We start from the raw sequence: 21,907 nt of genomic DNA, 5'->3' as shown, positions 1-21,907 counted from the left end.
GATATGGGATTATTTGACCGTCTATTCGGAAAAAAAGAAGAACCTAAAATCGAAGAAGTTGTAAAAGAAGCTCTGGAAAATCTTGATTTATCTGAAGATACGGAGCTTGCCCTTACAGAAGCTGAGGAAGTTCTTCATGAAGAAGCAGAAGTTGAAAGTTCTGAAGAAGCTCTGCTCCAAGAAGAGGAAAATCAAGACACAGTTGAAGAAAGTCTGGATTCAGAACCAACTGTAGAAGTTTCTCAAGAAGAAATAGAAGAATTTCCAAACTCAGAAGAAGTCACAGAGGAAGAGAATACGGAGCTCCTAGAGACTGTAGAAGAAAATAATTCTGAAGTTCTTGAAGCAGAAACGACTCAAGTAGAAGAGACTGTTCAGGAAAAATATGACCGCAGTCTCAAGAAAACTCGTACAGGATTTGGTGCTCGTTTGAATGCCTTCTTTGCCAATTTCCGCTCTGTTGATGAAGAATTTTTCGAGGAACTGGAAGAACTGCTAATTATGAGTGATGTTGGTGTCCAGGTCGCTTCTAACTTAACCGAGGAGCTACGCTACGAAGCCAAGCTTGAAAACGCCAAGAAACCTGACGCACTACGCCGTGTCATCATTGAGAAATTGGTTGAGCTTTATGAAAAGGATGGCAACTACGATGAAAGAATCCACTTCCAAGATGGCTTGACAGTCATGCTATTTGTTGGGGTCAATGGTGTTGGGAAAACAACTTCTATCGGAAAACTAGCCCACCGCTACAAACAAGCTGGTAAGAAGGTTATGCTGGTTGCAGCAGATACCTTCCGTGCAGGGGCAGTGGCTCAACTAGCTGAATGGGGCCGACGAGTAGATGTTCCAGTAGTAACTGGACCTGAAAAAGCTGACCCAGCCAGTGTAGTCTTTGATGGCATGGAACGTGCTGTGGCTGAAGGTATCGATATTCTCATGATTGACACCGCTGGTCGTCTGCAAAACAAGGACAACCTCATGGCTGAGTTGGAAAAGATTGGTCGTATTATCAAACGTGTTGTGCCAGAAGCACCCCATGAAACCTTCTTAGCACTTGATGCATCAACAGGTCAAAATGCCCTGGTACAGGCCAAAGAATTTTCGAAAATCACTCCTTTAACAGGAATTGTCTTGACTAAGATTGACGGAACAGCACGAGGTGGTGTAGTTCTAGCTATCCGAGAAGAACTCAATATTCCTGTAAAATTGATTGGTTTTGGTGAAAAAATCGATGATATTGGAGAGTTTAACTCAGAAAACTTTATGAAGGGTCTCTTGGAAGGCTTAATCTAATCAGAAGTAAAAATCCTGCAAGCTACAAACTTGCAGGAATTTTTTTTATTCTAAACGGCCATCTTGACGATAGGCGATATCTGGTTGCCAAGTCCATTTGGCATCGAATTTTTCAAGTAAGTCAAAGCTTGCTTGAGGTCCCATGCTTCCAGCTTTATAGTCATGAAGTGGGGCACCATTTTCGGCCCAGAGCTCTTCGATACGGTCAATCAATTTCCATGACGCACCAACTTCATCCCAGTGGCTAAAGTTAGTTGAGTTGTTGTTTAGGACATCATAAATCAATTTCTCGTATGGTTCTGGAGAAGCACCAGTTGCGGTCGCATCTGTGCGGTAATCAAGTGAGTTCGGAGCTAAGTTGAATTCTTCTCCTACTTGTTTCCCATTTAGGCTAAGAGAGAAGCCTTCTGTTGGTTGGATGTAGATGGTCAAAATATTTGGAGCAAGTGGTTCTCCAAAGATAGAATCCATTTGTTTAAAGACGATGTTGACATGAGTTCCTTTTTCAGTCAGACGTTTACCAGTACGGAAGAAGAAAGGAACACCACGGAATCGATCGCTGTCTACAAAGAAGGCACCAGATGCAAAGGTTTCTGTTGTTGATTCTGGATTTACATTTGGCTCGCTACGATAAGAGATATATTTCATGCCATCAATCTTACCTGAACGGTATTGACCACGGATAAAGTGTTCTTTAAGCTCTTCATCCGTTGGATGATAGAGGTTTTTAAAGACCTTAATCTTCTCAGCACGAATCTCGTCTTTTGTGAAGCTTGCTGGCTTGTCCATGGCAAGGAGAGAAAGCAGTTGTAGTGTATGGTTTTGTACCATGTCGCGGAGGGCACCAGATTGGTCATAGTAGCCACCACGTTCTTCTACACCCAAGCGCTCTGCAAAAGTAATTTGAACATTGTCGATAAAATCCTTGTTCCAAACATTTTCAAAAATCAGGTTTGCAAAGCGGACTGCAAAGATGCTTTGGATCATTTCCTTACCAAGATAATGGTCGATACGGAAAATTTGTTCTTCGTCAAATGTTGCTAGGAGCTCGTCATTTAACTTGCTTGCAGTTGCGTAATCTGTACCAAATGGCTTCTCAACGATTAAACGTTCAAAACCTTTACCATCCACAATGTTTTCAGACTTGAGGTGTTTGGCAATAGTTCCAAAGAACTGAGGCGCCATAGACAAGAAGAAGAGCTTGTTGTGTTCAGCTTGGTATTTGTCATTTAGTTCAGCCTGCAATTGACGCAAAGCAATGTAGTGCTCTGTATCATTGACATCATGACTTTGATAGTAGAAGTGGCTAGCGAACTCTTGAGCCTGTTCGGTACTATCTGCCAAATCAAGGATGGATTCGACTACAACAGATTCAAAATATTCCTTGCTCCAAGGACGACGAGCAGTTCCAATGACTGCAAAGTGTTCGGAAAGATTGCCGGATTTATATAGTCTAAAAAGGGAAGGGTAGAGCTTGCGTTTAGCCAGGTCTCCACTCGCACCGAAAATTGTAACAATAACCTTAGATGACATCTAGCTACCTAATTTCTATTTTTATTCCTAGTCTTGCTAGGTATGAGGAAACCTCATTTCATAAACTTAATTCTAACATAATTTTCCGAAAAATCAAAAAATCCAATACGAGATAGAAAAAAACTGCAAGGAAATCCTTACAGTTTGACTTTAGACGTTTAAGACCTTGTCCAAGAACTCTTTCAGACGTGGGTGCTGTGGGTTATCAAAGATTTGATCAGGTGTTCCGTCTTCAAGGAATTCACCATCCGCAGTAAAGATAACGCGGTTGGCAACCTGACGAGCAAATCCCATCTCATGGGTTACGATAATCATGGTCATACCTTGCTCAGCCAATTCCTTCATAACGTTTAGTACGTCTCCGACCATCTCAGGGTCAAGGGCAGAAGTTGGTTCATCAAAGAGCATGATGTCTGGATTCATTGCTAGTCCACGAGCGATAGCCACACGTTGTTTTTGACCACCTGATAGGCTATCTGGATTAGCATTAGCTTTATCTGCTAGCCCAACCTTGTCAAGCAACTCCATTCCCAATTTCTCAGCTTCTTCCTTAGTCATCAACTTGTGCTCGATAGGAGCAAAAGTAATGTTATCCAATACAGACATGTGTGGGAAGAGGTTGAAGTGTTGGAAAACCATTCCGATATTTTCACGGACGTGGTCAACGTTGGTTGTTTTTTCAGTTAAGTCATAACCGTTCACAGTGATGTGACCGCTAGTAACTTCTTCTAGAAGGTTGAGGCTACGAAGGAAGGTCGATTTACCAGAACCTGAAGGACCAATGATACAAACAACATCTCCTTCATAGAATTTAGTCGTAATTCCTTTTAAAACTTCATTTTTTCCATAGTGCTTGTGTAAATCATTTACATCAATTTTTAGTTTTGCCATTAACGAATCCTCTTTTCTAAGCGTTTCGCTAGTCTAGTCAAAAGTGTAATAATTACAAGATAGAAGATAGCAAGGATTGCATACATCTTGAAACTTTGGTAGTTACGGGCGATGATAATCTTACCAGTTTGGAAGAGTTCCACCAAACCGATAGCAGATACGATGGTTGTATCTTTAAGAGCGATAACGAATTGGTTGACAAAGTTGGGCAACATCAATTTAGTTGCTTGTGGCAAGATAATCTTACGCATGGTTTTTCCATAAGAGATCCCCAAGCTTCGGCTGGCTTCCATTTGACCAACTGGAACGGCCTGAATACCACCACGAACGATTTCAGCGATATAAGCGGCTGCATTGAGCGATAGGGCAATAGTACCAGCTACAAAGTCGTTAATTGGACTTTGTTGGCCTGTGATGGACTCGATGAAGTTTGGAATACCCCAGAAGATGAAGGCTGCAAGAATCATCAATGGGATACCACGGATAACGTCAACGAAAATCTCAGAAATCACACGAAGAGATTTGTATGGGCTAACGCTAAACATACCGAAGATAATCCCGATAACAATAGCAATAGCAAATGAGATAAGAGCTAGAGCAAGAGTGATACCAAGACCGCTAAGGAGTTGTTTGTAGTTATTTTGAAGCAAGCCCCAGATAGTCGTCTCATCAACAGTGCTTGTTGAAGCAGTTGAAGATTCGCTAGCTAGGTATTTATCAAGAATCTTTTGGAATTCACCGTTTGCTTTAAGGTTTGCAAGTCCGTTGTTGAACATTTCAATCAATTCTGGATTTGCTCCTTTTTTAACGGCAAAGGCTGTTTCTCCGATTGGACTTCCAGCGATTGGTGTTTTCAATTTTTGTCCTTGGCTGATAGAATATTTGAGAACAGGTTCATCATCCATAACAGCATCAATGGCACCAGTGTTTAAACTGTCATACATTGAAGAACCATCAGCAAAGGTTTTAATTTTGTAGCCGTATTTGCTTTGATTTTCTGTTAGGAAGGTTTGAGAAGCCGTTCCGTTTTTAACACCAACTGTCTTTCCTTTTAAATCTTCATAAGAAGCAATGGTGCTTGATTCTTTGACACCAAGGATTGTATTAGCAGTGTAGTATGATTCTGAGAAGTCAAAAGTTGCCTTACGAGCATCTGTGACAGACATACCAGCAATGATACCATCTGCTTGGCCAGCTTGGACAGCGCTGATAGCTGCATCGAAACCAGGGTTGGTGATTTCAATTTCAAAGCCTTGGTCTTTAGCGATTGCCTTAATCAATTCCATATCAATACCAGTAAATTGGTTGCTTGAATTTTGGAAGACAAAAGGTGCAAAAGAAGAATCACTTGCAATGATGTATTTAGCTTTAACAGGAGTTGCTTTTAGACCAGTTGCAGTAGTTGTAGTTGGCACTGCTGAAGAAGATGGTGCAGTCCATTTCTTGATGATTTTATCAAGGCTACCATCTTTTTTCATTTCAGCCAAGGCTTGGTTAAATTCAGTAACCAGGTGCTCATATTTGCTTCCTTTTTTCACACCGAAAGCAAAACTACCTACAGCTTCCCCATCCATTTCAATATGGAGGTCTTGACCTTGGTTAATCGCATACTCGATAACAGGTTTGTCATCCATCATAGCATCGATAGCACCAGCAGTCAAGCTGTTGTTCATCAAATCACTAGTGTCAAATGTTTTAATAGTAAAGCCGTATTTATCTTTAATCGTTTCTAGGAAACGTTGAGCGGCTGTTCCGTTTTTAACACCAACAGTTTTACCAGACAATTGGTCGTACTTGCTAATCTTGTGTGCCTTTGTAGTTGCAATGACAACTTTTGTATCATAGTAAGTATCAGACATGGTGAAGACTTTTTCACGTTCTTTAGTCTTTGTCATCCCTGCCATGATAGCGTCAGCTTGGCCAGCTTGAACCGCATTGACCGCTGCGTCAAATCCAGGATAGGACATCTGAATGTTCCATCCTTTAATCTCAGCGACTTTGTTAATAATGTCAACATCAATTCCTTTATAAGTTTGATCTGAATCTTTAAACTCAAAAGGTGCATAGGCGGTATCGGACACAATCTTAATCGTCTCTGCTTTCGCAATACCTAATGAGAAAATTGGGAATAAAATTAGCAAAAATGCTAGAAATTTTTTCTTCATTTTTAGTCTCCTTTTCCGAATATTTTCCCATTATATCAGAAAAAACAAAAAAATGCAAATCTAGGGACTTTTATGTTAGAAGATATAACATAAAAGCTCTTTATTTCTTTCTTTCTTGAACTGCTACCACAAAGTGCTATAATAATAGTATATAATGGAAGAAAAGAGGACGGAGATGTGAAGAACAAAAGAATTTTTAAAGACTTCCAAGCTTCTCAAATGCGGTTAAACCTCTACACAAGCCCCTTGTTAGCCTTTGCTTTTGTCTTCATAGGAGAGTTTGTGGCTTATACTTTATATGGTATTAGTTTCTTAGCTCTCATCGGACTTGCTAGAAATTTTGGAGAGACTGGTCAAAATCTTGCAACCTACTTGCAGACCTTGCAGCAGAGCTTGATGGATAAAACAAGTGACTTTCGTTTAATTTTAGAATTGCTGGCCTTTGGTTTTATACTTAACACTGTGTTCAGATGGACTAGAAAAGTTGAGAAAAGACCTATTCGAACCTTGGGATTTTATAGAGAGAATTTCCTCAGCAATCTTCTGAAAGGATTTGGGCTAGGTCTGGCACTTTTTCTTCTGACCTTGTTAGGTTTAGTAGCATTAGGGCAATATCGTTTTGAGTCCATTCATTTGAATCCTTATTCGCTTGCCTTTGTCATTTTTACCATTCCATTTTGGATTTTACAGGGGACAGCAGAAGAAGTGGTGGCCCGTGCTTGGCTCCTTCCTCAATTGGCTTCAAGAACCAATCTAAAACTAGCTGTTGTTATATCTAGCCTATTCTTTACCCTGCTTCATGTGGGAAATTCTGGTCTCACACCTCTATCTCTAGTGAATCTCTTTTTATTCGGAGTTGCCATGTCACTTTACCTCCTCAAAACAGATACAGTTTGGGGTGTAGCAGGTATTCATGGGGCTTGGAATTTTGCTCAGGGAAATTTATTTGGGATTTTGGTTAGCGGTCAGCCGTCAGGAACATCGCTAATGACCTTTTTACCACAAGGCGATCAGAGCTGGCTATCAGGTGGCTCTTTTGGCATAGAAGGTTCTGTCATGACAAGTCTGGTCTTGCTACTGATGATTCTCTATCTCGCTAATAAATTAAAGAAAGAAAATGAAAGGATGTGACTTAGGTCCGTCCTTTTCTTCGTGAAAATGTTACAAGTATGCTAAAATAGGAATAGCACATCGAGAGAGGATTCTTATGATTAACCGCATTACTGACAATCAATTTAAACTAGTATCAAAATATCAACCATCAGGAGACCAACCACAAGCTATCGAGCAGTTGGTTGATAATATCGAGGGGGGAGAAAAAGCTCAGATTCTGATGGGGGCGACGGGTACAGGGAAGACCTATACCATGAGTCAGGTCATTTCCAAAGTCAATAAACCAACTCTGGTCATCGCCCACAATAAAACTCTAGCAGGACAGCTCTATGGGGAGTTTAAGGAATTTTTCCCTGAAAATGCAGTTGAGTACTTTGTGTCTTACTATGATTATTACCAACCTGAGGCCTATGTCCCTTCTAGTGATACCTATATTGAAAAAGATAGCTCTGTCAATGATGAGATTGATAAACTTCGTCACTCAGCGACTTCGGCCCTTCTGGAGCGTAATGATGTTATTGTCGTTGCCTCTGTCTCTTGTATCTATGGTCTGGGTTCGCCCAAGGAATACGCTGATAGTGTCGTTAGTCTCCGTCCAGGTCTTGAAATTTCTCGTGATAAACTCTTGAATGACTTGGTTGATATCCAGTTTGAACGTAATGATATTGATTTCCAACGCGGAAGATTTCGTGTGCGTGGAGATGTGGTGGAGATTTTCCCAGCTTCCCGTGATGAGCATGCCTTTCGAGTAGAGTTCTTTGGAGATGAGATTGACCGTATCCGCGAAGTGGAGGCTCTGACAGGTCAGGTGTTGGGAGAAGTGGATCATTTAGCGATTTTCCCAGCTACTCACTTTGTGACCAATGACGACCACATGGAAGTGGCCATTGCTAAAATTCAGACTGAGTTGGAGGAGCAACTAGCTATCTTTGAGAAGGAAGGTAAACTGCTTGAAGCCCAGCGCTTGAAACAACGGACAGAGTACGATATCGAAATGCTGCGTGAGATGGGCTATACCAACGGGGTTGAGAACTATTCACGTCACATGGATGGACGGAGCGAAGGAGAGCCTCCTTATACGCTTCTCGACTTCTTCCCAGATGATTTCTTGATTATAATTGACGAGAGTCACATGACTATGGGACAAATAAAAGGTATGTATAATGGAGACCGTTCGCGTAAAGAAATGCTGGTTAATTATGGTTTCCGTTTGCCGTCTGCTCTGGACAATCGTCCTCTCCGTCGTGAGGAGTTTGAAAGTCATGTGCACCAGATTGTTTACGTTTCAGCGACACCAGGTGACTATGAAAATGAACAGACTGAGACAGTGATTGAGCAAATCATTCGTCCAACGGGACTCTTGGATCCAGAGGTGGAAGTCCGTCCGACTATGGGACAGATTGATGACCTCTTAGGTGAAATTAATGCCCGTGTTGAGAAGAACGAACGAACCTTTATCACCACCTTGACTAAGAAAATGGCAGAGGACTTAACTGACTACTTCAAGGAAATGGGCATTAAGGTCAAGTACATGCACTCGGATATCAAGACCTTGGAACGGACTGAGATTATCCGTGACCTGCGCTTGGGTGTCTTTGATGTCTTGGTCGGAATCAACCTCCTTCGTGAAGGAATTGACGTTCCTGAAGTGAGCCTAGTAGCTATTCTCGATGCTGACAAGGAAGGTTTCCTTCGTAACGAACGTGGACTCATCCAAACCATTGGCCGCGCTGCCCGTAATAGCGAAGGCCATGTCATCATGTACGCTGACACAGTTACCCAGTCTATGCAACGTGCTATCGATGAAACTGCTCGCCGTCGCAAAATCCAGATGGCCTATAATGAAGAACACGGTATTGTGCCTCAGACAATCAAGAAAGAAATCCGTGATCTGATTGCTGTGACCAAGGCAGTTGCCAAGGAAGAAGAAAAAGAAGTCGATATCAATAGTCTCAACAAACAAGAACGCAAAGAACTTGTCAAGAAACTAGAAAAACAAATGCAAGAAGCTGTCGAAGTGCTTGACTTTGAACTGGCTGCACAGATTCGCGATATGATGCTGGAAGTCAAGGCGTTGGATTAGGGGAATTTTATGAATATTTTAGTTATTAATGGACATCCTGATAAAGAAAGTTACTGCCAAGCAATTTTTCAAACGATTGTAGAAAATATAGACTCAAAGAGACATGAACTTGAAATGATTAATCTTAATGAGGAAGAGTTTGATCCTGTTTTACGTTATGGTTATCGACAAAGGATGGAGGACGATCCGTTTATTCTACGATCTCAGGAATTAATTCAGTGGGCAGATCATTTCATTTTTGTTTATCCAATTTGGTGGAGTAGTATGCCTAGTCTATTGAAGGGGTGGATTGATCGTGTTTTTACGCCAGGCATTGCATACTCAGCAAATAATCGAGGAAGCTTTATTTTGAACTACTTGAGAGGTAATCAGTTTAAAAAGTTACTAAAAGGAAAAACAGCTAGTATTTATGCAACCTCCATGGCACCAACTTGGTGGTACAAAGTATTTTCAGGTCCGATTAATATTCCAGACAGTTATGGAATATCAGTATTAAAGAATGCTGTCCTGAATCATTGCGGTATCAAAACAAAGAGGGTTTCAATCTTAGGAGAGTTAGGACGTGAAGTGAATACAAGTTCAACAAGAGAAAAATTTCTACAAAAAGTAGCAAAGGAAGTCAGACTGTTGGATTAAGGAGAAGAAAATAAATGACGGTTGTTATCAAATCAATGGAAACTCCTGAAGAGATAGAAAGTAAATCTCTCGTTCACTGGAAAGCGTGGAGAGAGGCTTATGACGACCTTTTGCCTGCAGAATTTCAGGAGACAATGACATTGGAAAGGTGTCGATTCTTTAGTCAAAAGTATCCAGAAAATACATTGATTGCGATAGATGGCATGAAGGTAGTTGGTTTTATCAGTTATGGAAAAGGTATCGCACAAAAGTTAGTTAGAGCAGCTTTGACTGCTCTTAATCATTTTTCTGAAATTTTCTTATGGGTATTGAAAGATAATAAGCGAGCCATAGCTTTCTATCAAAAAATGGTTTTTACTTTTGATGGACAAGAAAAGATGCTTGAACTTGGAAAGCCCATAAAGGAAAAACGTATGGTATTCTATTCTAAATAATTTTACAAAGTAGAAGCTAATGGCACTGGTGCAAGTCTGAAAATTTAATAAATTAGAAAGTGAGTAAATTTATGTCCCGTTCCCAATTAACGATTTTAACAAATATTTGTCTGATTGAAGATCTCGAAACCCAGCGCGTGGTTATGCAGTATCGCTCTCCTGAAACCAATCGCTGGTCTGGTTATGCCTTTCCAGGAGGTCATGTAGAAAATGGTGAGGCTTTTGCGGAGTCTGTCATTCGTGAAATCTACGAAGAAACAGGGTTGACTATCCAAAATCCTCAACTTGTCGGCATTAAAAATTGGCCTCTGGATACAGGCGGGCGCTATATCGTCTTTTGTTATAAGGCGACTGAGTTCTCTGGTACCCTTCGCTCTTCAGATGAAGGAGAAGTTTCTTGGGTGCAAAAAGACCAGATTCCAAACTTGGATCTGGCCTATGATATGTTACCATTGATGGAGATGATGGAAGCTCCTGACAAATCTGAATTTTTCTACCGCCACCGTACAGAAGATGGCTGGGCGAAGAAAATCTTCTAGTCTTTTACTAAATAACCTAGCTGATCTAAGGCCTCCTCGATATAGTGGAGGTCTTGTTGTGTTTCGGCTTCAACTAGGTGGTAATGGATACCATCTGTTAATTCAGACAGAGGTCTAAAATCTGAATGCTCAACTTGTTCTAGAAAATGTTGCACATCTCTACGACAAGACAGTTTCAGCAAGGTTTCAATTTCTCCATAGACGGGATGGTCAATCAAGGTGTTTTGAACACGTCCGCCATTATCTACGATAGCAAGGAGTTCTTGACCGATTTCTTCAACTTCATGTTTCACTTTGAAAAGTTTGTGAACATAAGGGTTGGTTTCAATTTGCTTATAGACGTAGCCACGATTGGTGGATAGGATAGGAGCGCCATCGGCTCTTAAAATTGCAATGTCCTGTACAATGACCTGGCGTGTAACATGAAAATGTTCAGCTAAACTTTGGCCATTGAGGGCTTTAGGAGTTTCTTTCAAGAGTTGGAGCAGGGCTTGTTTGCGATCTTTTGTCATAGTTCTTCCTTTTAACGGCGTTTGCGAAGCACTTTATAGACAGCTAGTGCTAATGTATAGTCTACCATACTATGGATAATTGTACCAAATCCAACTAGCACAAATAGAACATAAAACATATTTTCTACATTGGTACCAGAAGTTGCGTAAAAAACGACACAGGCCAATACTTCAGCAAGGGCATGGACAAGCGCTAACACAAAGTTGAAAATCCAGGAAGCTTTTGGTTTATCTAGGGTATCGGGGAATTTTTGTAGGTAAAGAGCCCCCAAAGTTCCAAAAAAGATATGGGAAAAAGCTCGAAAAACAATAACCATGGGATAGCCAGCCATCAAGAATCCAAAACTAGAGGCTAGGATGACAAAAACTGCCATCAAGGGCGACAAGAACATAGCGATAAAAATAGCGATGTGGCTTCCTAAAGTATAGGAAGCAGGTGGAATGACAATCTTAAAAGGCATAACAATTGGAATCAAAATCGCAATAGCCGTTAAGAGGGCAGTCATTGTCATAAATTGTGTCTTTTTCCGTGTATTCATAAGAATCTCCTTTTTGACTGTATATACACTAGTATAGTATAACAAACAAGACAATAAAGCAAGGATTTACTTAAGTTTATAGGCCATTTTAAATTAAATATTGGTAAAGATTTCACTAAAAAAAACTGTATAGAGCAACATCTCCACCTTCAAGCTTGAAAGTGGAGATGTTTTTATTTTTTCAAAGTCTGTAGTCTTGGAACAATAGCTAGAGTAAGAATTGCGGAAATGACTAATTCGGCAATCGAATTTGTTGAGATAACAGTTGCTAGGAGTTTTTGGATATTACCATCAAAGACATTTCCAAAAAGGTAGAAAATTCCACCAAGTACAAAGACTGTGTTGGTAAGTGAACCAAGGGCACCAGCTAGGATCAGACCAGTTTTATTTTTCATCAGTTTATAGATTAGATAAGGAGTCAAACCAATCAAAATACGTGGGACGATGGCAATGATAGCTGAGTAGATGTTTCCGTTTGGTACGAAGGGAGAGAAGAGGTAGCTTGTCGGTAGAATGGTAATAGTGTTAACCGTCAAGCTAAGTAGCCCCATCAAAAATCCAAGTGTAACCCCAACTCGTGGACCGTAGATAATGCTGGCAATAATGACAGGAATATGAACAATGGTCGGTTTGATTGGGAATGGAAAAAGGTTAAAGATAAGCGAGCTCAGAAAATGAATCACAAGCATGGTTGCAAAAAAGATAGCAATGGGTGCAATATTAGATCGTTTTTTCATCGAGAGTTTCCTTTATTCTTTCTAAAATAATTGTGAGGTCAGCTAAGGCTCCTCGTCCATGGTCTCCGCAAGCTAGTAGGGATTCTTTTGGAGCAATCAGCTGATAGCCGTAACTTTCTAATGTTTTCAGATTAGCCTGAGTTGCTGGGTGGTCATACATTTTTGTATTCATAGCAGGAGCTATTAGTTTGGGAATATGACTTGGCAGGGCTAGAGCCGTGCTGGTCACCATGTTGTCCGCAAATCCGTGGGCTAGTTTTGCAATAGTGTTAGCAGTTGCCGGGGCTACGATAAATAAATCTGCTTTTTTTCCAAGTTCGATATGATTGACTTTATCAGGATAAGGTTCTTTCATGACATCCAAGTGGACAGGATTCTGTGATAAGACCTGTAGTGTCAAGGGTTGGATAAACTCTGTAGCAGCCTGAGTCATTAATACAGTGACATCATGGCCTTGTTTTTTTAGAGAACTGACTAAATCTGCCGACTTGTAAGAGGCAATTGACCCCGTTACAGCCAAGAGAATATGTGCCATAGCTTTCCTTTCTATGAATGGTAGGCTTGAATTTTTTCAAGAAGGAGTTCTGCAATTTCTTCTTTAGTCTGGACTGTTTGAAGCTGATCTTTCTCAACAAAGATAGCTCTGTGCTGCTTTGCTGAGATTTGAGTCAGGTCATTTGCAATGATTAAGTCTGCTTGGTTTTTGATGAGACTTTTTCGTGCAATGTCAACCAGATAGTCTTCGTTAACATCAACCAGCAGTTTGAAACCAATCAGATGAATAGCAGGATTCCACTCCTTGACTAGAGAGATGATTTTTGGTGTCTTTTTAAGGAACAAAACTTGAACATCATCAGTTGAAGAAATCTTAGCCTGATGATTCTGCTTGTTTAAAAATTCCTCTAGATTGGAACTAGCCTGAACTTCCTCTAGACCTGTCATATAAACAGGAGTGTAATCAGACACAGCCATTGAGTGAATCAAGACCTGATAGTCCTTGACACGTTCTTGCATTTCAAGGAGAAGATCGTTTGTATTGTTAATTTCTTGAATGCTTAGGTTGGGATGGGCTTCTGGCTTTAGAGCTCGTTTTGTTGTTATTAAACAAACTTCATGCCCTGCAGCAAGCAAGGTTTCTGTTATGATTTTCCCCAAGCGTCCTGTAGAATGGTTAGTGATAGAGCGGACGCTATCGATAGCTTCACTGGTACCGCCCGATGTAACTAAAATTTTCATAGCACTATTGTACACAAAAATAAACGGTAAGTAAAATGAAAGTGATAAAATTTTGGTAAAAGGAAAGAATATAGTTTCAAACTATAAAGCCATATAAAATTTAAGAAAGGACTCTAAAAACCTTAAAAACAGGGATATTTACGAACGTTTAGAGAGTTTTTGGATGTTAAAAATCTTGTTTTGTGTTATAATGAATTATCATATAAGAGGTTAGAGGAGTTTTGAATGAAAACAGATATTGAAATCGCACAGAGTATTGAGTTAAAGCCAATTGTTGATGTTGTAGAGAAGCTTGGTATTTCTTACGACGATTTGGAGTTGTACGGAAAGTACAAGGCTAAGCTCAGCTTTGATAAAATTCGTGCAGTTGAGAGCAATCCAGTTGGAAAATTGATTTTGGTTACTGCCATCAACCCAACACCAGCAGGTGAAGGAAAATCAACTATTACAATTGGTCTTGCGGATGCCTTGAACAAGATTGGCAAGAAAACCATGATTGCTATCCGCGAGCCATCTCTTGGTCCAGTAATGGGAATTAAGGGTGGTGCGGCAGGTGGTGGTTATGCCCAAGTTCTGCCAATGGAAGACATCAACCTTCACTTTACTGGAGACATGCATGCCATTACTACTGCCAACAATGCTCTTTCTGCCTTGATTGACAATCACTTACACCAAGGAAATGAGCTTGGAATTGACCAACGTCGTATCCTCTGGAAACGTGTTGTGGACTTGAATGACCGCGCCCTTCGTCATGTGACCGTTGGACTTGGTGGTCCTCTAAATGGTATTCCACGTGAGGATGGCTTTGACATTACTGTCGCTTCAGAAATCATGGCAATTCTTTGCTTGGCAACGGACATCGAGGACTTGAAACGCCGTTTGGCTAATATTGTCATCGGTTATCGCTATGACCGTACCCCTGTTTCTGTAGGTGATTTGCAGGTTGAAGGTGCTTTAGCATTGATTTTGAAGGATGCTATTAAGCCAAACTTGGTTCAGACAATTTATGGAACACCTGCCTTTGTACATGGTGGTCCATTTGCCAATATCGCTCACGGATGTAACTCTGTCTTGGCAACAAGCACAGCCCTTCACTTGGCTGATTATACAGTTACTGAAGCTGGTTTTGGTGCAGACCTTGGTGCTGAAAAATTCCTTGATATCAAGACACCAAACTTGCCAACTTCTCCAGATGCAGTAGTTATTGTCGCAACCCTTCGTGCCCTTAAGATGAATGGTGGTGTGGCTAAAGACGCTCTGACTGAAGAAAATGTAGAGGCAGTTCGTGCCGGTTTTGCTAACTTGAAACGCCACGTTGAAAATATTCGTAAGTTCGGTATTCCAGCAGTTGTTGCGATTAACGAATTTGTATCTGATACAGAAGCTGAAATTGCAGCCTTAAAAGAACTTTGTGCCTCAATTAATGTACCAGTTGAACTAGCAAGTGTCTGGGCTGATGGTGCAGAAGGAGGCGTAGCGCTTGCTGAAACGGTTGTCAAGACTATCGCTGAAAACCCAGCTAACTATAAACGTTTGTATGACAATGACCTTTCTGTCCAAGAAAAGATTGAAAAGATCGTTACTGAAATCTACCGTGGTAGCAAAGTGAACTTTGAGAAGAAAGCTCAAACACAAATTGCTCAAATTGTTCAAAACGGTTGGGACAAATTGCCAATCTGTATGGCTAAAACTCAGTACAGTTTCTCTGACAATCCAAATGCACTTGGAGCACCAGAAAACTTTGAAATTACCATTCGCGAATTGGTACCAAAATTAGGTGCAGGCTTCATCGTTGCCTTGACTGGCGATGTCATGACCATGCCAGGTCTTCCAAAACGACCAGCAGCTCTCAACATGGATGTTGAAAGTGACGGAACAGTCCTAGGTTTGTTCTAGTATATTAAAATTGACTTGAAATGAGTTTGGAGATTTTAATCCAAGCTCATTTTTTATCTAGATATAAGGAGTCGTCTTCTACACGTAACCAGTCTAGGTAAAGATATTTTCCCTGAATTCTGATATAATAGAAATATTGACTTCAAGAGTAAGGAAGAGAAGATGAACGCATTATTAAATGGAATGAATGACCGTCAGGCTGAGGCGGTGCAAACGACAGAAGGTCCCTTGTTGATTATGGCGGGGGCTGGTTCTGGAAAGACCCGAGTTTTGACCCACCGCATCGCTTATTTGATTGATGAAAAGCTAGTCAATCCGTGGAATATCTTGGCCATTACCTTTACTAATAAGGCTGCGCGTGAGATGAAGGAGCGTGCTTATAGCCTCAATCCAGCCACTCAGGACTGTCTGATTGCGACCTTCCACTCCATGTGTGTGCGTATTTTGCGTCGCGATGCGGACCATATTGGCTACAACCGAAATTTCACTATTGTAGATCCTGGTGAACAGCGAACCCTCATGAAACGGATTCTTAAGCAGTTGAACTTGGATCCGAAAAAATGGAATGAACGGAGCATCTTAGGGACTATCTCCAATGCTAAGAATGATCTGATTGATGATGTTGGCTATGCTGCCCAAGCTGGCGATATGTATACGCAAATCGTAGCCCAGTGTTATACAGCCTATCAGAAAGAACTGCGTCAGTCTGAGTCGGTTGACTTTGATGATTTGATTATGCTGACCTTGCGTCTCTTTGATCAAAATCCTGATGTTTTGACTTATTACCAGCAGAAATTTCAATACATCCATGTTGATGAGTACCAAGATACCAACCACGCTCAGTACCAATTGGTCAAACTCTTGGCTTCCCGTTTTAAAAATATCTGTGTTGTTGGGGATGCGGATCAGTCTATCTATGGTTGGCGTGGTGCTGATATGCAGAATATCTTGGACTTCGAGAAAGATTATCCCCAAGCCAAGGTTGTTTTGTTGGAGGAGAATTACCGTTCCACCAAAACTATTCTCCAAGCGGCTAATGAGGTTATCAAAAACAATAAAAACCGCCGTCCTAAGAATCTTTGGACTCAAAATGCTGATGGGGAACAAATCGTTTACTATCGTGCCAATGATGAACTAGATGAGGCTGTATTTGTAGCCAGAACTATCGATGAACTTGGTCGGAGTCAAAACTTCCTTCACAAGGATTTTGCAGTTCTTTATCGTACTAATGCGCAGTCCCGTACTATTGAGGAAGCCTTGCTCAAGTCAAATATCCCTTATACCATGGTTGGCGGAACCAAGTTCTACAGCCGTAAGGAAATCCGAGATATTATCGCTTACCTCAATCTTATTGCCAATTTGAGTGACAATATCAGTTTTGAGCGCATTATCAACGAGCCTAAACGTGGAATTGGGCCAGGTACAGTTGAGAAAATCCGTGACTTTGCAAATATGCAAAACATGTCTATGCTAGATGCTTCTGCTAATATCATGTTGTCTGGCATCAAAGGAAAAGCAGCACAATCTATCTGGGATTTTGCCAATATGATTCTAGATTTACGAGAGCAGCTAGATCAATTAAATATTACAGACTTGGTTGAGGCTGTTTTAGAAAAAACAGGTTACGTCGATATTCTAAATGCTCAAGCGACTTTAGAAAGCAAGGCTAGGGTTGAAAATATTGAAGAGTTCCTTTCTGTGACGAAAAACTTTGATGACACCTCTGATGGACCAGAAGAAGAAACTGGTTTGGACAAACTAAGTCGTTTCTTAAATGACCTGGCCTTGATTGCGGACACAGATTCAGGTAGTCAGGAGACATCAGAAGTGACCTTGATGACCCTGCATGCTGCCAAAGGTCTCGAGTTTCCAGTTGTCTTTTTGATTGGGATGGAAGAAAATGTCTTTCCGCTTAGCCGTGCAGCTGAAGATCAAGATGAATTGGAAGAAGAACGCCGTCTGGCCTATGTAGGAATTACGCGTGCAGAGAAAATTCTCTATCTGACAAATGCTAACTCGCGCCTGCTTTTCGGTCGTACCAACTACAACCGTCCGACTCGTTTTATTAACGAAATCAGTTCAGACTTACTTGAGTATCAAGGATTGGCTCGTCCAGCCAATACAAGCTTTAAGGCATCTTATAGCAGTGGTGGGGTTGCCTTCGGTCAAGGTATGAGTTTGGCTCAGGCTCTTCAAGACCGTAAACGCAGTGCGGCCCCAAAAACTATCCAGTCAAGCGGTCTCCCATTTGGTCAATTTACTACTGGATCAAAATCAGGGTCTAGCGAGGCAAATTGGTCCATTGGTGACATTGCTCTCCACAAGAAATGGGGAGAGGGAACTGTTCTGGAAGTTTCAGGAAGCGGTGCTACGCAGGAATTAAAAATCAATTTCCCAGAAGTAGGTTTGAAAAAACTTTTAGCTAGTGTAGCCCCAATTGAGAAAAAAATATAATTTTCCATCCTTCTCACGAATAATAAAGTGAGGAGGATTTTTATGTATAGTATTTCATTCCAAGAAGATTCACTGTTGCCAAGAGAAAGGCTGGCAAAAGAAGGAGTTGAAGCGCTCAGTAATCAAGAGTTGCTAGCTATTTTACTTAGGACAGGAACACGTCAAGCTAGCGTTTTTGAAATTGCCCAGAAAGTTTTGAACAATCTTTCAAGCCTAACAGATTTGAAAAAAATGACCCTGCAGGAATTGCAGAGTCTGTCTGGTATTGGCCGAGTTAAGGCCATAGAATTACAAGCTATGATTGAACTGGGCCATCGTATTCACAAACATGAGACTCTTGAGATGGAAAGTATTCTCAGCAGTCAAAAGTTGGCCAAGAAGATGCAGCAGGAGTTGGGACATAAAAAACAAGAGCACCTGGTGGCGCTCTATCTCAATACTCAAAATCAAATCATCCATCAACAGACCATTTTTATCGGTTCTGCAACTCGTAGTATCGCTGAGCCGCGAGAGATTCTTCACTATGCTATCAAGCATATGGCGACTTCTCTCATATTGGTTCACAATCATCCTTCGGGAGCGGTAGCCCCTAGCCGAAATGATGATCATGTCACTAAACTTGTAAAAGAAGCCTGTGACCTGATGGGGATTGTCCTTTTGGACCATTTGATTGTCTCTCATTCTAATTACTTTAGTTATCGTGAAAAGACGGATTTAATCTAAAGTTCATTAACGACATAGTCAAAGAGGTTTTTATCTTTGGGGCGATTTTCAAAAAGAAACTCTGGATGCCATTGGACACCGAGAAAGGCGATATCATCCGTACTCATGACAGCTTCAATAATGCCATCCTTAGGATCATGAGCCGCAATCTTTAAGTTAGGTGCTAAATCCTTGATGCTCTGATGGTGGAAGGAGTTGATATGGGAAATTTCTCCATAGATTTCTCGAAGAACAGTATCAGGTTCTGTTACCAAGCGTTGAGTTGTGTACTCAGCAGAACAATCCTGCCAATGGTCTTCGATATCTTGGTACAGAGTTCCACCCATGGCAACGTTAAAGAGTTGAGTTCCACGGCAGACAGAAAAAATTGGCTTTTTCTGTTTAATAGCCTCCTTGATGAGGGCCAGTTCAAAGATATCCCTTTGAAGGTGGTAGTCATCGCTATCGATGGTTTTTGGTTCACCATAGAATTTTGGATCAACATTTTGCCCACCTGTCAAGATGAGCTTGTCAATCATACTGATATAGTGGCAGGCCATTTCTTGATCACCAATCGGTAGGATGATGGGAATTCCTCCAGCTTCTTTAACGCCTTCAACAAAGCCTTTTGCTACGTAGCTCATCATGATGTCATCATCTGGATGAGTTTTTTCGTTTCCTGTAATCCCAATAACTGGTTTTTTCATAAAATGATTTTCGCTTTCTAATCCTCTTTTCGCATGAAGTAGAGGAGGGTTTGGAGTTCACTTGTCAAATCGACATACTGAACGACCACGTCTTTTGGTAAATGCAGATGGACTGGTGAAAAACTGAGGATTCCTTTCACTCCAGCATCCACCAAGAGATTGGCAACCTCTTGTGACTTGACGCTGGGAACTGTCAGGATAGCAGTCTTGACATCAGCATCCTTGATTTTATCCTTGATTTGAGAAATCCCGTAAATGGGAATCCCATCAGGAGTTTGGGTACCGACTTCGGGATGGTCATCTAGGTCAAAGGCCATGATAATTTTCATCTTGTTACGCTCGTGGAAGCGGTAGTGGAGAAGGGCATGGCCCATATTTCCAATACCTACCAGCATGACATTGGTAATAGAGTTATCATTGAGCAAATCGGCAAAAAACGTCATCAGTTTTTTGACATCATAGCCAAAACCACGACGACCTAGTTCACCAAAATAGGAAAAATCACGACGTACGGTCGCTGAATCAATACCGATAGCCTCTGCAATTTGCTTAGAGTTGGCACGTTCAATCTTTTCTGCATGAAATCTCTTAAAAATTCGATAGTAGAGAGAGAGTCTTTTCGCTGTAGCTTTTGGAATAGCAGACTGTTTATCTTTCACAAAATCACAACCTTTCTATTCTTCTATTTTATAGAAACATTGTGAAAAAATCAACAAAAACAAGAAAAAACTAAGAAAAATCTTAGTTTTAATGTAAAAAATCTGCATGTGATAGAAAACGGTAGAGGTCTCCGACCAGTCCTTGGTAAACTTCCTGCCCCTTAAAAGTCAGAGAAGTCACATAAAGTGTATCTGGTAGGGTAACGCATCCTGACAGAGCCAGCATGAGAGCCTCATAATCTTCATACTTGAGAGTCCGCTCTACATGATAGTTATCCTTATAGGTCAGTTCAAACATTTTGGCTCTATCTTTCCGATTTTGTAAAGACACCACGTTCTACCAAGCTATCCATGAGGAAATAGAATTTTTCCTGATGAATGTGGTGGTCTTCTGATTTGAAAATATCAACCAGACGTAGCCCAAACTTGTCAGTGATATTGATTTTAGCACCTGTAAGTTCCTTGTTAATGATGATTTTGAGTTGGAATCCCTCACCGCTGTTCGGAACTTTTTCCAAAAGGCGAGTCAATTCATAGTTACCAACCTTAGTCTCAAAAAAGGTGTTGTCCTTAAGGGTGAATTTTTTAACAGAAGGGCTAAGAGTGTAGTCGTAACGACAATTTTTTAACTGAATGGTTTTTTCAAATGCCATATGGCTAACCTCCGATAATTTCTTTTAAGGTTTTTGCGAGGGTTTGTAGGTCTTCAACAGTATTTTGTGGCGATAAACTGATACGAACGGATTCCTTCAAGCGTTCTGAATTTGCGCCATACATGGCTTCGAGAACATGGCTGGATTGGACAATGCCCGCAGTGCAGGCTGAGCCAGTAGAGATTGAAATTCCAGCTAAATCTAGACGAAGGAGTAAGAGGTCATTTTTCTGGCCAGGAAATCCAATATTGAGAACATAAGAGAGATGGTGTTCGCCTATATTCAAGTAATATTGAATGCCCTCTAGCTCTGCCAGAAAGGCAGTTTCTAGATTTTGTACATGTTGGAAATGTTCTTCTTGTTTTTCTAGGTCTTCTTTTAGGGCTGCAACCATGCCTACGATGGCAGCTAGATTTTCAGTTCCAGCACGTTTTTTCTGTTCTTGGTCTCCACCATGGAGATAGGAATCAAAGTCCATGCTAGATGCGTAGAGGAAGCCGATTCCCTTAGGACCATGGAATTTATGGGCTGAAGCAGTGAGAAAATCAATGCCCAATTCTTCTGGGTGAATAGGGATTTTGCCGATTGCTTGAACTGCATCAACATGATAGGCGGCTGGGTGTTGCTTGAGTATTTGTCCAATTTCAGCAATGGGAAGTAGGTTTCCTGTCTCATTATTGGCAAACATGGTAGAAACCAAGATTGTATCTTTACGTAAGGCCTCTTGAATTTGCTGGGCCGTGATTTCTTGATTTTTTGGCTGGATAATGGTTACTTCAAAACCAAAGTGTTGAACCAAGTAATCAATTGTTTCAAGGACAGCATGGTGCTCAATGGCAGTTGTGATGATATGTTTTCCTTGTTCTTGGTGACGAAGGCAGTAGCCAATGATAGCAGTATTGTTGCCTTCAGTCCCACCAGAAGTGAAAAAGATATGTTGAGGTTTTGTCTCTAGTAATTGAGCTAGTTCCTGACGGGCTTCACGCAAAAGTTTGCCAGCTTGACGACCATGACCATGGATACTAGATGGATTGCCATGGGTTTCTTGCATAACCTTGGTCATAGCTGAAATAGCAACTGCTGACATAGGAGTCGTTGCAGCATTGTCCAAATAAATCAAAGAAT

General features: G+C 41.0%; 22 protein-coding genes. 9 read left to right on the top strand and 13 right to left on the bottom strand.

The features are described 5' to 3' along the window. Positions 1-3 precede the first annotated feature (3 nt). Positions 4-1,293, top strand: coding sequence for a signal recognition particle-docking protein FtsY (gene ftsY, locus M1F55_RS02060; RefSeq protein ID WP_247947176.1), 1,290 nt, complete (start codon positions 4-6; stop codon positions 1,291-1,293). A 45-nt stretch (positions 1,294-1,338) separates the two neighbouring features. Here ftsY and zwf read toward each other — a convergent pair whose 3' ends face one another. The 3 genes from zwf to M1F55_RS02045 form a co-directional block, all read right to left on the bottom strand. Next, positions 1,339-2,826, bottom strand: a complete 1,488-nt coding sequence (zwf, locus tag M1F55_RS02055) for a glucose-6-phosphate dehydrogenase (RefSeq protein WP_049523430.1) — start codon at positions 2,824-2,826, stop codon at positions 1,339-1,341. A gap of 150 nt (positions 2,827-2,976) precedes the next feature. Beyond that, positions 2,977-3,717, bottom strand: coding sequence for an amino acid ABC transporter ATP-binding protein (locus tag M1F55_RS02050; protein WP_001096315.1), 741 nt, complete (start codon positions 3,715-3,717; stop codon positions 2,977-2,979). Further along, on the bottom strand, positions 3,717-5,882 hold the full coding sequence (locus tag M1F55_RS02045; protein WP_247947175.1) for an ABC transporter substrate-binding protein/permease: 2,166 nt from the start codon (positions 5,880-5,882) through the stop codon (positions 3,717-3,719). Before M1F55_RS02045 ends, M1F55_RS02050 begins: the two co-directional genes overlap by 1 nt. 177 nt (positions 5,883-6,059) lie before the next feature. On the opposite strand from M1F55_RS02045, the gene M1F55_RS02040 reads away from it, so the two are divergent. The 5 genes from M1F55_RS02040 to M1F55_RS02020 all read left to right on the top strand — a co-directional run bounded on the left by M1F55_RS02040 (position 6,060) and on the right by M1F55_RS02020 (position 10,687). Beyond that, positions 6,060-7,013, top strand: coding sequence for a CPBP family intramembrane glutamic endopeptidase (locus M1F55_RS02040; RefSeq protein WP_049515432.1), 954 nt, complete (start codon positions 6,060-6,062; stop codon positions 7,011-7,013). Positions 7,014-7,089: 76 nt separating this feature from the next. Next, positions 7,090-9,078, top strand: coding sequence for an excinuclease ABC subunit UvrB (gene uvrB / locus M1F55_RS02035; RefSeq protein ID WP_247947174.1), 1,989 nt, complete (start codon positions 7,090-7,092; stop codon positions 9,076-9,078). A 9-nt stretch (positions 9,079-9,087) separates the two neighbouring features. Further along, positions 9,088-9,714: an NAD(P)H-dependent oxidoreductase gene (locus M1F55_RS02030; RefSeq protein ID WP_024057962.1), complete on the top strand. Its 627-nt coding sequence runs from the start codon at positions 9,088-9,090 to the stop codon at positions 9,712-9,714. Between the two features lie 14 nt (positions 9,715-9,728). Then, complete coding sequence (locus tag M1F55_RS02025) at positions 9,729-10,148, top strand: GNAT family N-acetyltransferase (RefSeq protein WP_238096151.1); 420 nt, start codon at positions 9,729-9,731, stop codon at positions 10,146-10,148. 71 nt (positions 10,149-10,219) lie between these two features. Beyond that, entirely contained in the window at positions 10,220-10,687 is a 468-nt protein-coding gene (locus M1F55_RS02020) for an 8-oxo-dGTP diphosphatase (protein WP_033687068.1), read from the top strand. On the opposite strand, the gene M1F55_RS02015 is transcribed toward M1F55_RS02020, so the two are convergent. From M1F55_RS02015 to coaB, 5 genes are all read right to left on the bottom strand, one after another. Next, positions 10,684-11,199: a transcription repressor NadR gene (locus tag M1F55_RS02015; RefSeq protein ID WP_000159191.1), complete on the bottom strand. Its 516-nt coding sequence runs from the start codon at positions 11,197-11,199 to the stop codon at positions 10,684-10,686. The genes M1F55_RS02020 and M1F55_RS02015 overlap by 4 nt on opposite strands. Positions 11,200-11,210: 11 nt before the next feature. Continuing rightward, the gene (locus tag M1F55_RS02010) at positions 11,211-11,738 is read right to left on the bottom strand and encodes an ECF transporter S component (RefSeq protein ID WP_001097393.1); all 528 of its coding nucleotides are present in this window, start codon (positions 11,736-11,738) and stop codon (positions 11,211-11,213) included. A gap of 173 nt (positions 11,739-11,911) precedes the next feature. Then, positions 11,912-12,475, bottom strand: a complete 564-nt coding sequence (locus tag M1F55_RS02005; RefSeq protein ID WP_247947173.1) for an ECF transporter S component — start codon at positions 12,473-12,475, stop codon at positions 11,912-11,914. Then, a complete protein-coding gene (coaC, locus tag M1F55_RS02000) occupies positions 12,459-13,010 on the bottom strand; it encodes a phosphopantothenoylcysteine decarboxylase (RefSeq protein ID WP_247947172.1) in 552 nt (183 codons plus the stop codon). Before coaC ends, M1F55_RS02005 begins: the two co-directional genes overlap by 17 nt. Positions 13,011-13,021: 11 nt before the next feature. Then, complete coding sequence (gene coaB / locus M1F55_RS01995; RefSeq protein ID WP_247947171.1) at positions 13,022-13,711, bottom strand: phosphopantothenate--cysteine ligase; 690 nt, start codon at positions 13,709-13,711, stop codon at positions 13,022-13,024. A gap of 225 nt (positions 13,712-13,936) precedes the next feature. Here coaB and M1F55_RS01990 point away from each other — a divergent pair, with 225 nt between their 5' ends. The 3 genes from M1F55_RS01990 to radC all read left to right on the top strand — a co-directional run bounded on the left by M1F55_RS01990 (position 13,937) and on the right by radC (position 18,784). Further along, positions 13,937-15,607: a formate--tetrahydrofolate ligase gene (locus M1F55_RS01990; protein WP_049552391.1), complete on the top strand. Its 1,671-nt coding sequence runs from the start codon at positions 13,937-13,939 to the stop codon at positions 15,605-15,607. Positions 15,608-15,769: 162 nt separating this feature from the next. Beyond that, positions 15,770-18,061, top strand: coding sequence for a DNA helicase PcrA (pcrA, locus tag M1F55_RS01985; RefSeq protein WP_247947170.1), 2,292 nt, complete (start codon positions 15,770-15,772; stop codon positions 18,059-18,061). Positions 18,062-18,103: 42 nt separating this feature from the next. Next, positions 18,104-18,784, top strand: coding sequence for a RadC family protein (gene radC / locus M1F55_RS01980; protein WP_049501787.1), 681 nt, complete (start codon positions 18,104-18,106; stop codon positions 18,782-18,784). On the opposite strand, the gene M1F55_RS01975 is transcribed toward radC, so the two are convergent. The 5 genes from M1F55_RS01975 to M1F55_RS01955 all read right to left on the bottom strand — a co-directional run bounded on the left by M1F55_RS01975 (position 18,781) and on the right by M1F55_RS01955 (position 21,902). Beyond that, a complete protein-coding gene (locus M1F55_RS01975; protein ID WP_004254198.1) occupies positions 18,781-19,470 on the bottom strand; it encodes a gamma-glutamyl-gamma-aminobutyrate hydrolase family protein in 690 nt (229 codons plus the stop codon). The genes radC and M1F55_RS01975 overlap by 4 nt on opposite strands. A 17-nt stretch (positions 19,471-19,487) precedes the next feature. Further along, positions 19,488-20,129 (bottom strand): redox-sensing transcriptional repressor Rex, encoded by a 642-nt coding sequence (locus M1F55_RS01970; RefSeq protein ID WP_000653417.1) that lies wholly within the window; start codon positions 20,127-20,129, stop codon positions 19,488-19,490. A gap of 88 nt (positions 20,130-20,217) precedes the next feature. Further along, entirely contained in the window at positions 20,218-20,427 is a 210-nt protein-coding gene (locus tag M1F55_RS01965) for a DUF4649 family protein (protein ID WP_004254203.1), read from the bottom strand. A 7-nt stretch (positions 20,428-20,434) separates the two neighbouring features. Continuing rightward, the gene (locus M1F55_RS01960) at positions 20,435-20,782 is read right to left on the bottom strand and encodes a DUF1831 domain-containing protein (protein WP_000863540.1); all 348 of its coding nucleotides are present in this window, start codon (positions 20,780-20,782) and stop codon (positions 20,435-20,437) included. Between the two features lie 4 nt (positions 20,783-20,786). Next, on the bottom strand, positions 20,787-21,902 hold the full coding sequence (locus M1F55_RS01955) for a cysteine desulfurase family protein (protein ID WP_247947169.1): 1,116 nt from the start codon (positions 21,900-21,902) through the stop codon (positions 20,787-20,789). Positions 21,903-21,907: the final 5 nt, after the last annotated feature.

It is taken from the genome of Streptococcus mitis, assembly GCF_023109235.1.
Lineage (GTDB): Bacteria > Bacillota > Bacilli > Lactobacillales > Streptococcaceae > Streptococcus > Streptococcus mitis_DA.
Note: the sequence above shows the minus strand (reverse complement) of the source record. Positions and strands in the feature narration are given on the sequence as shown.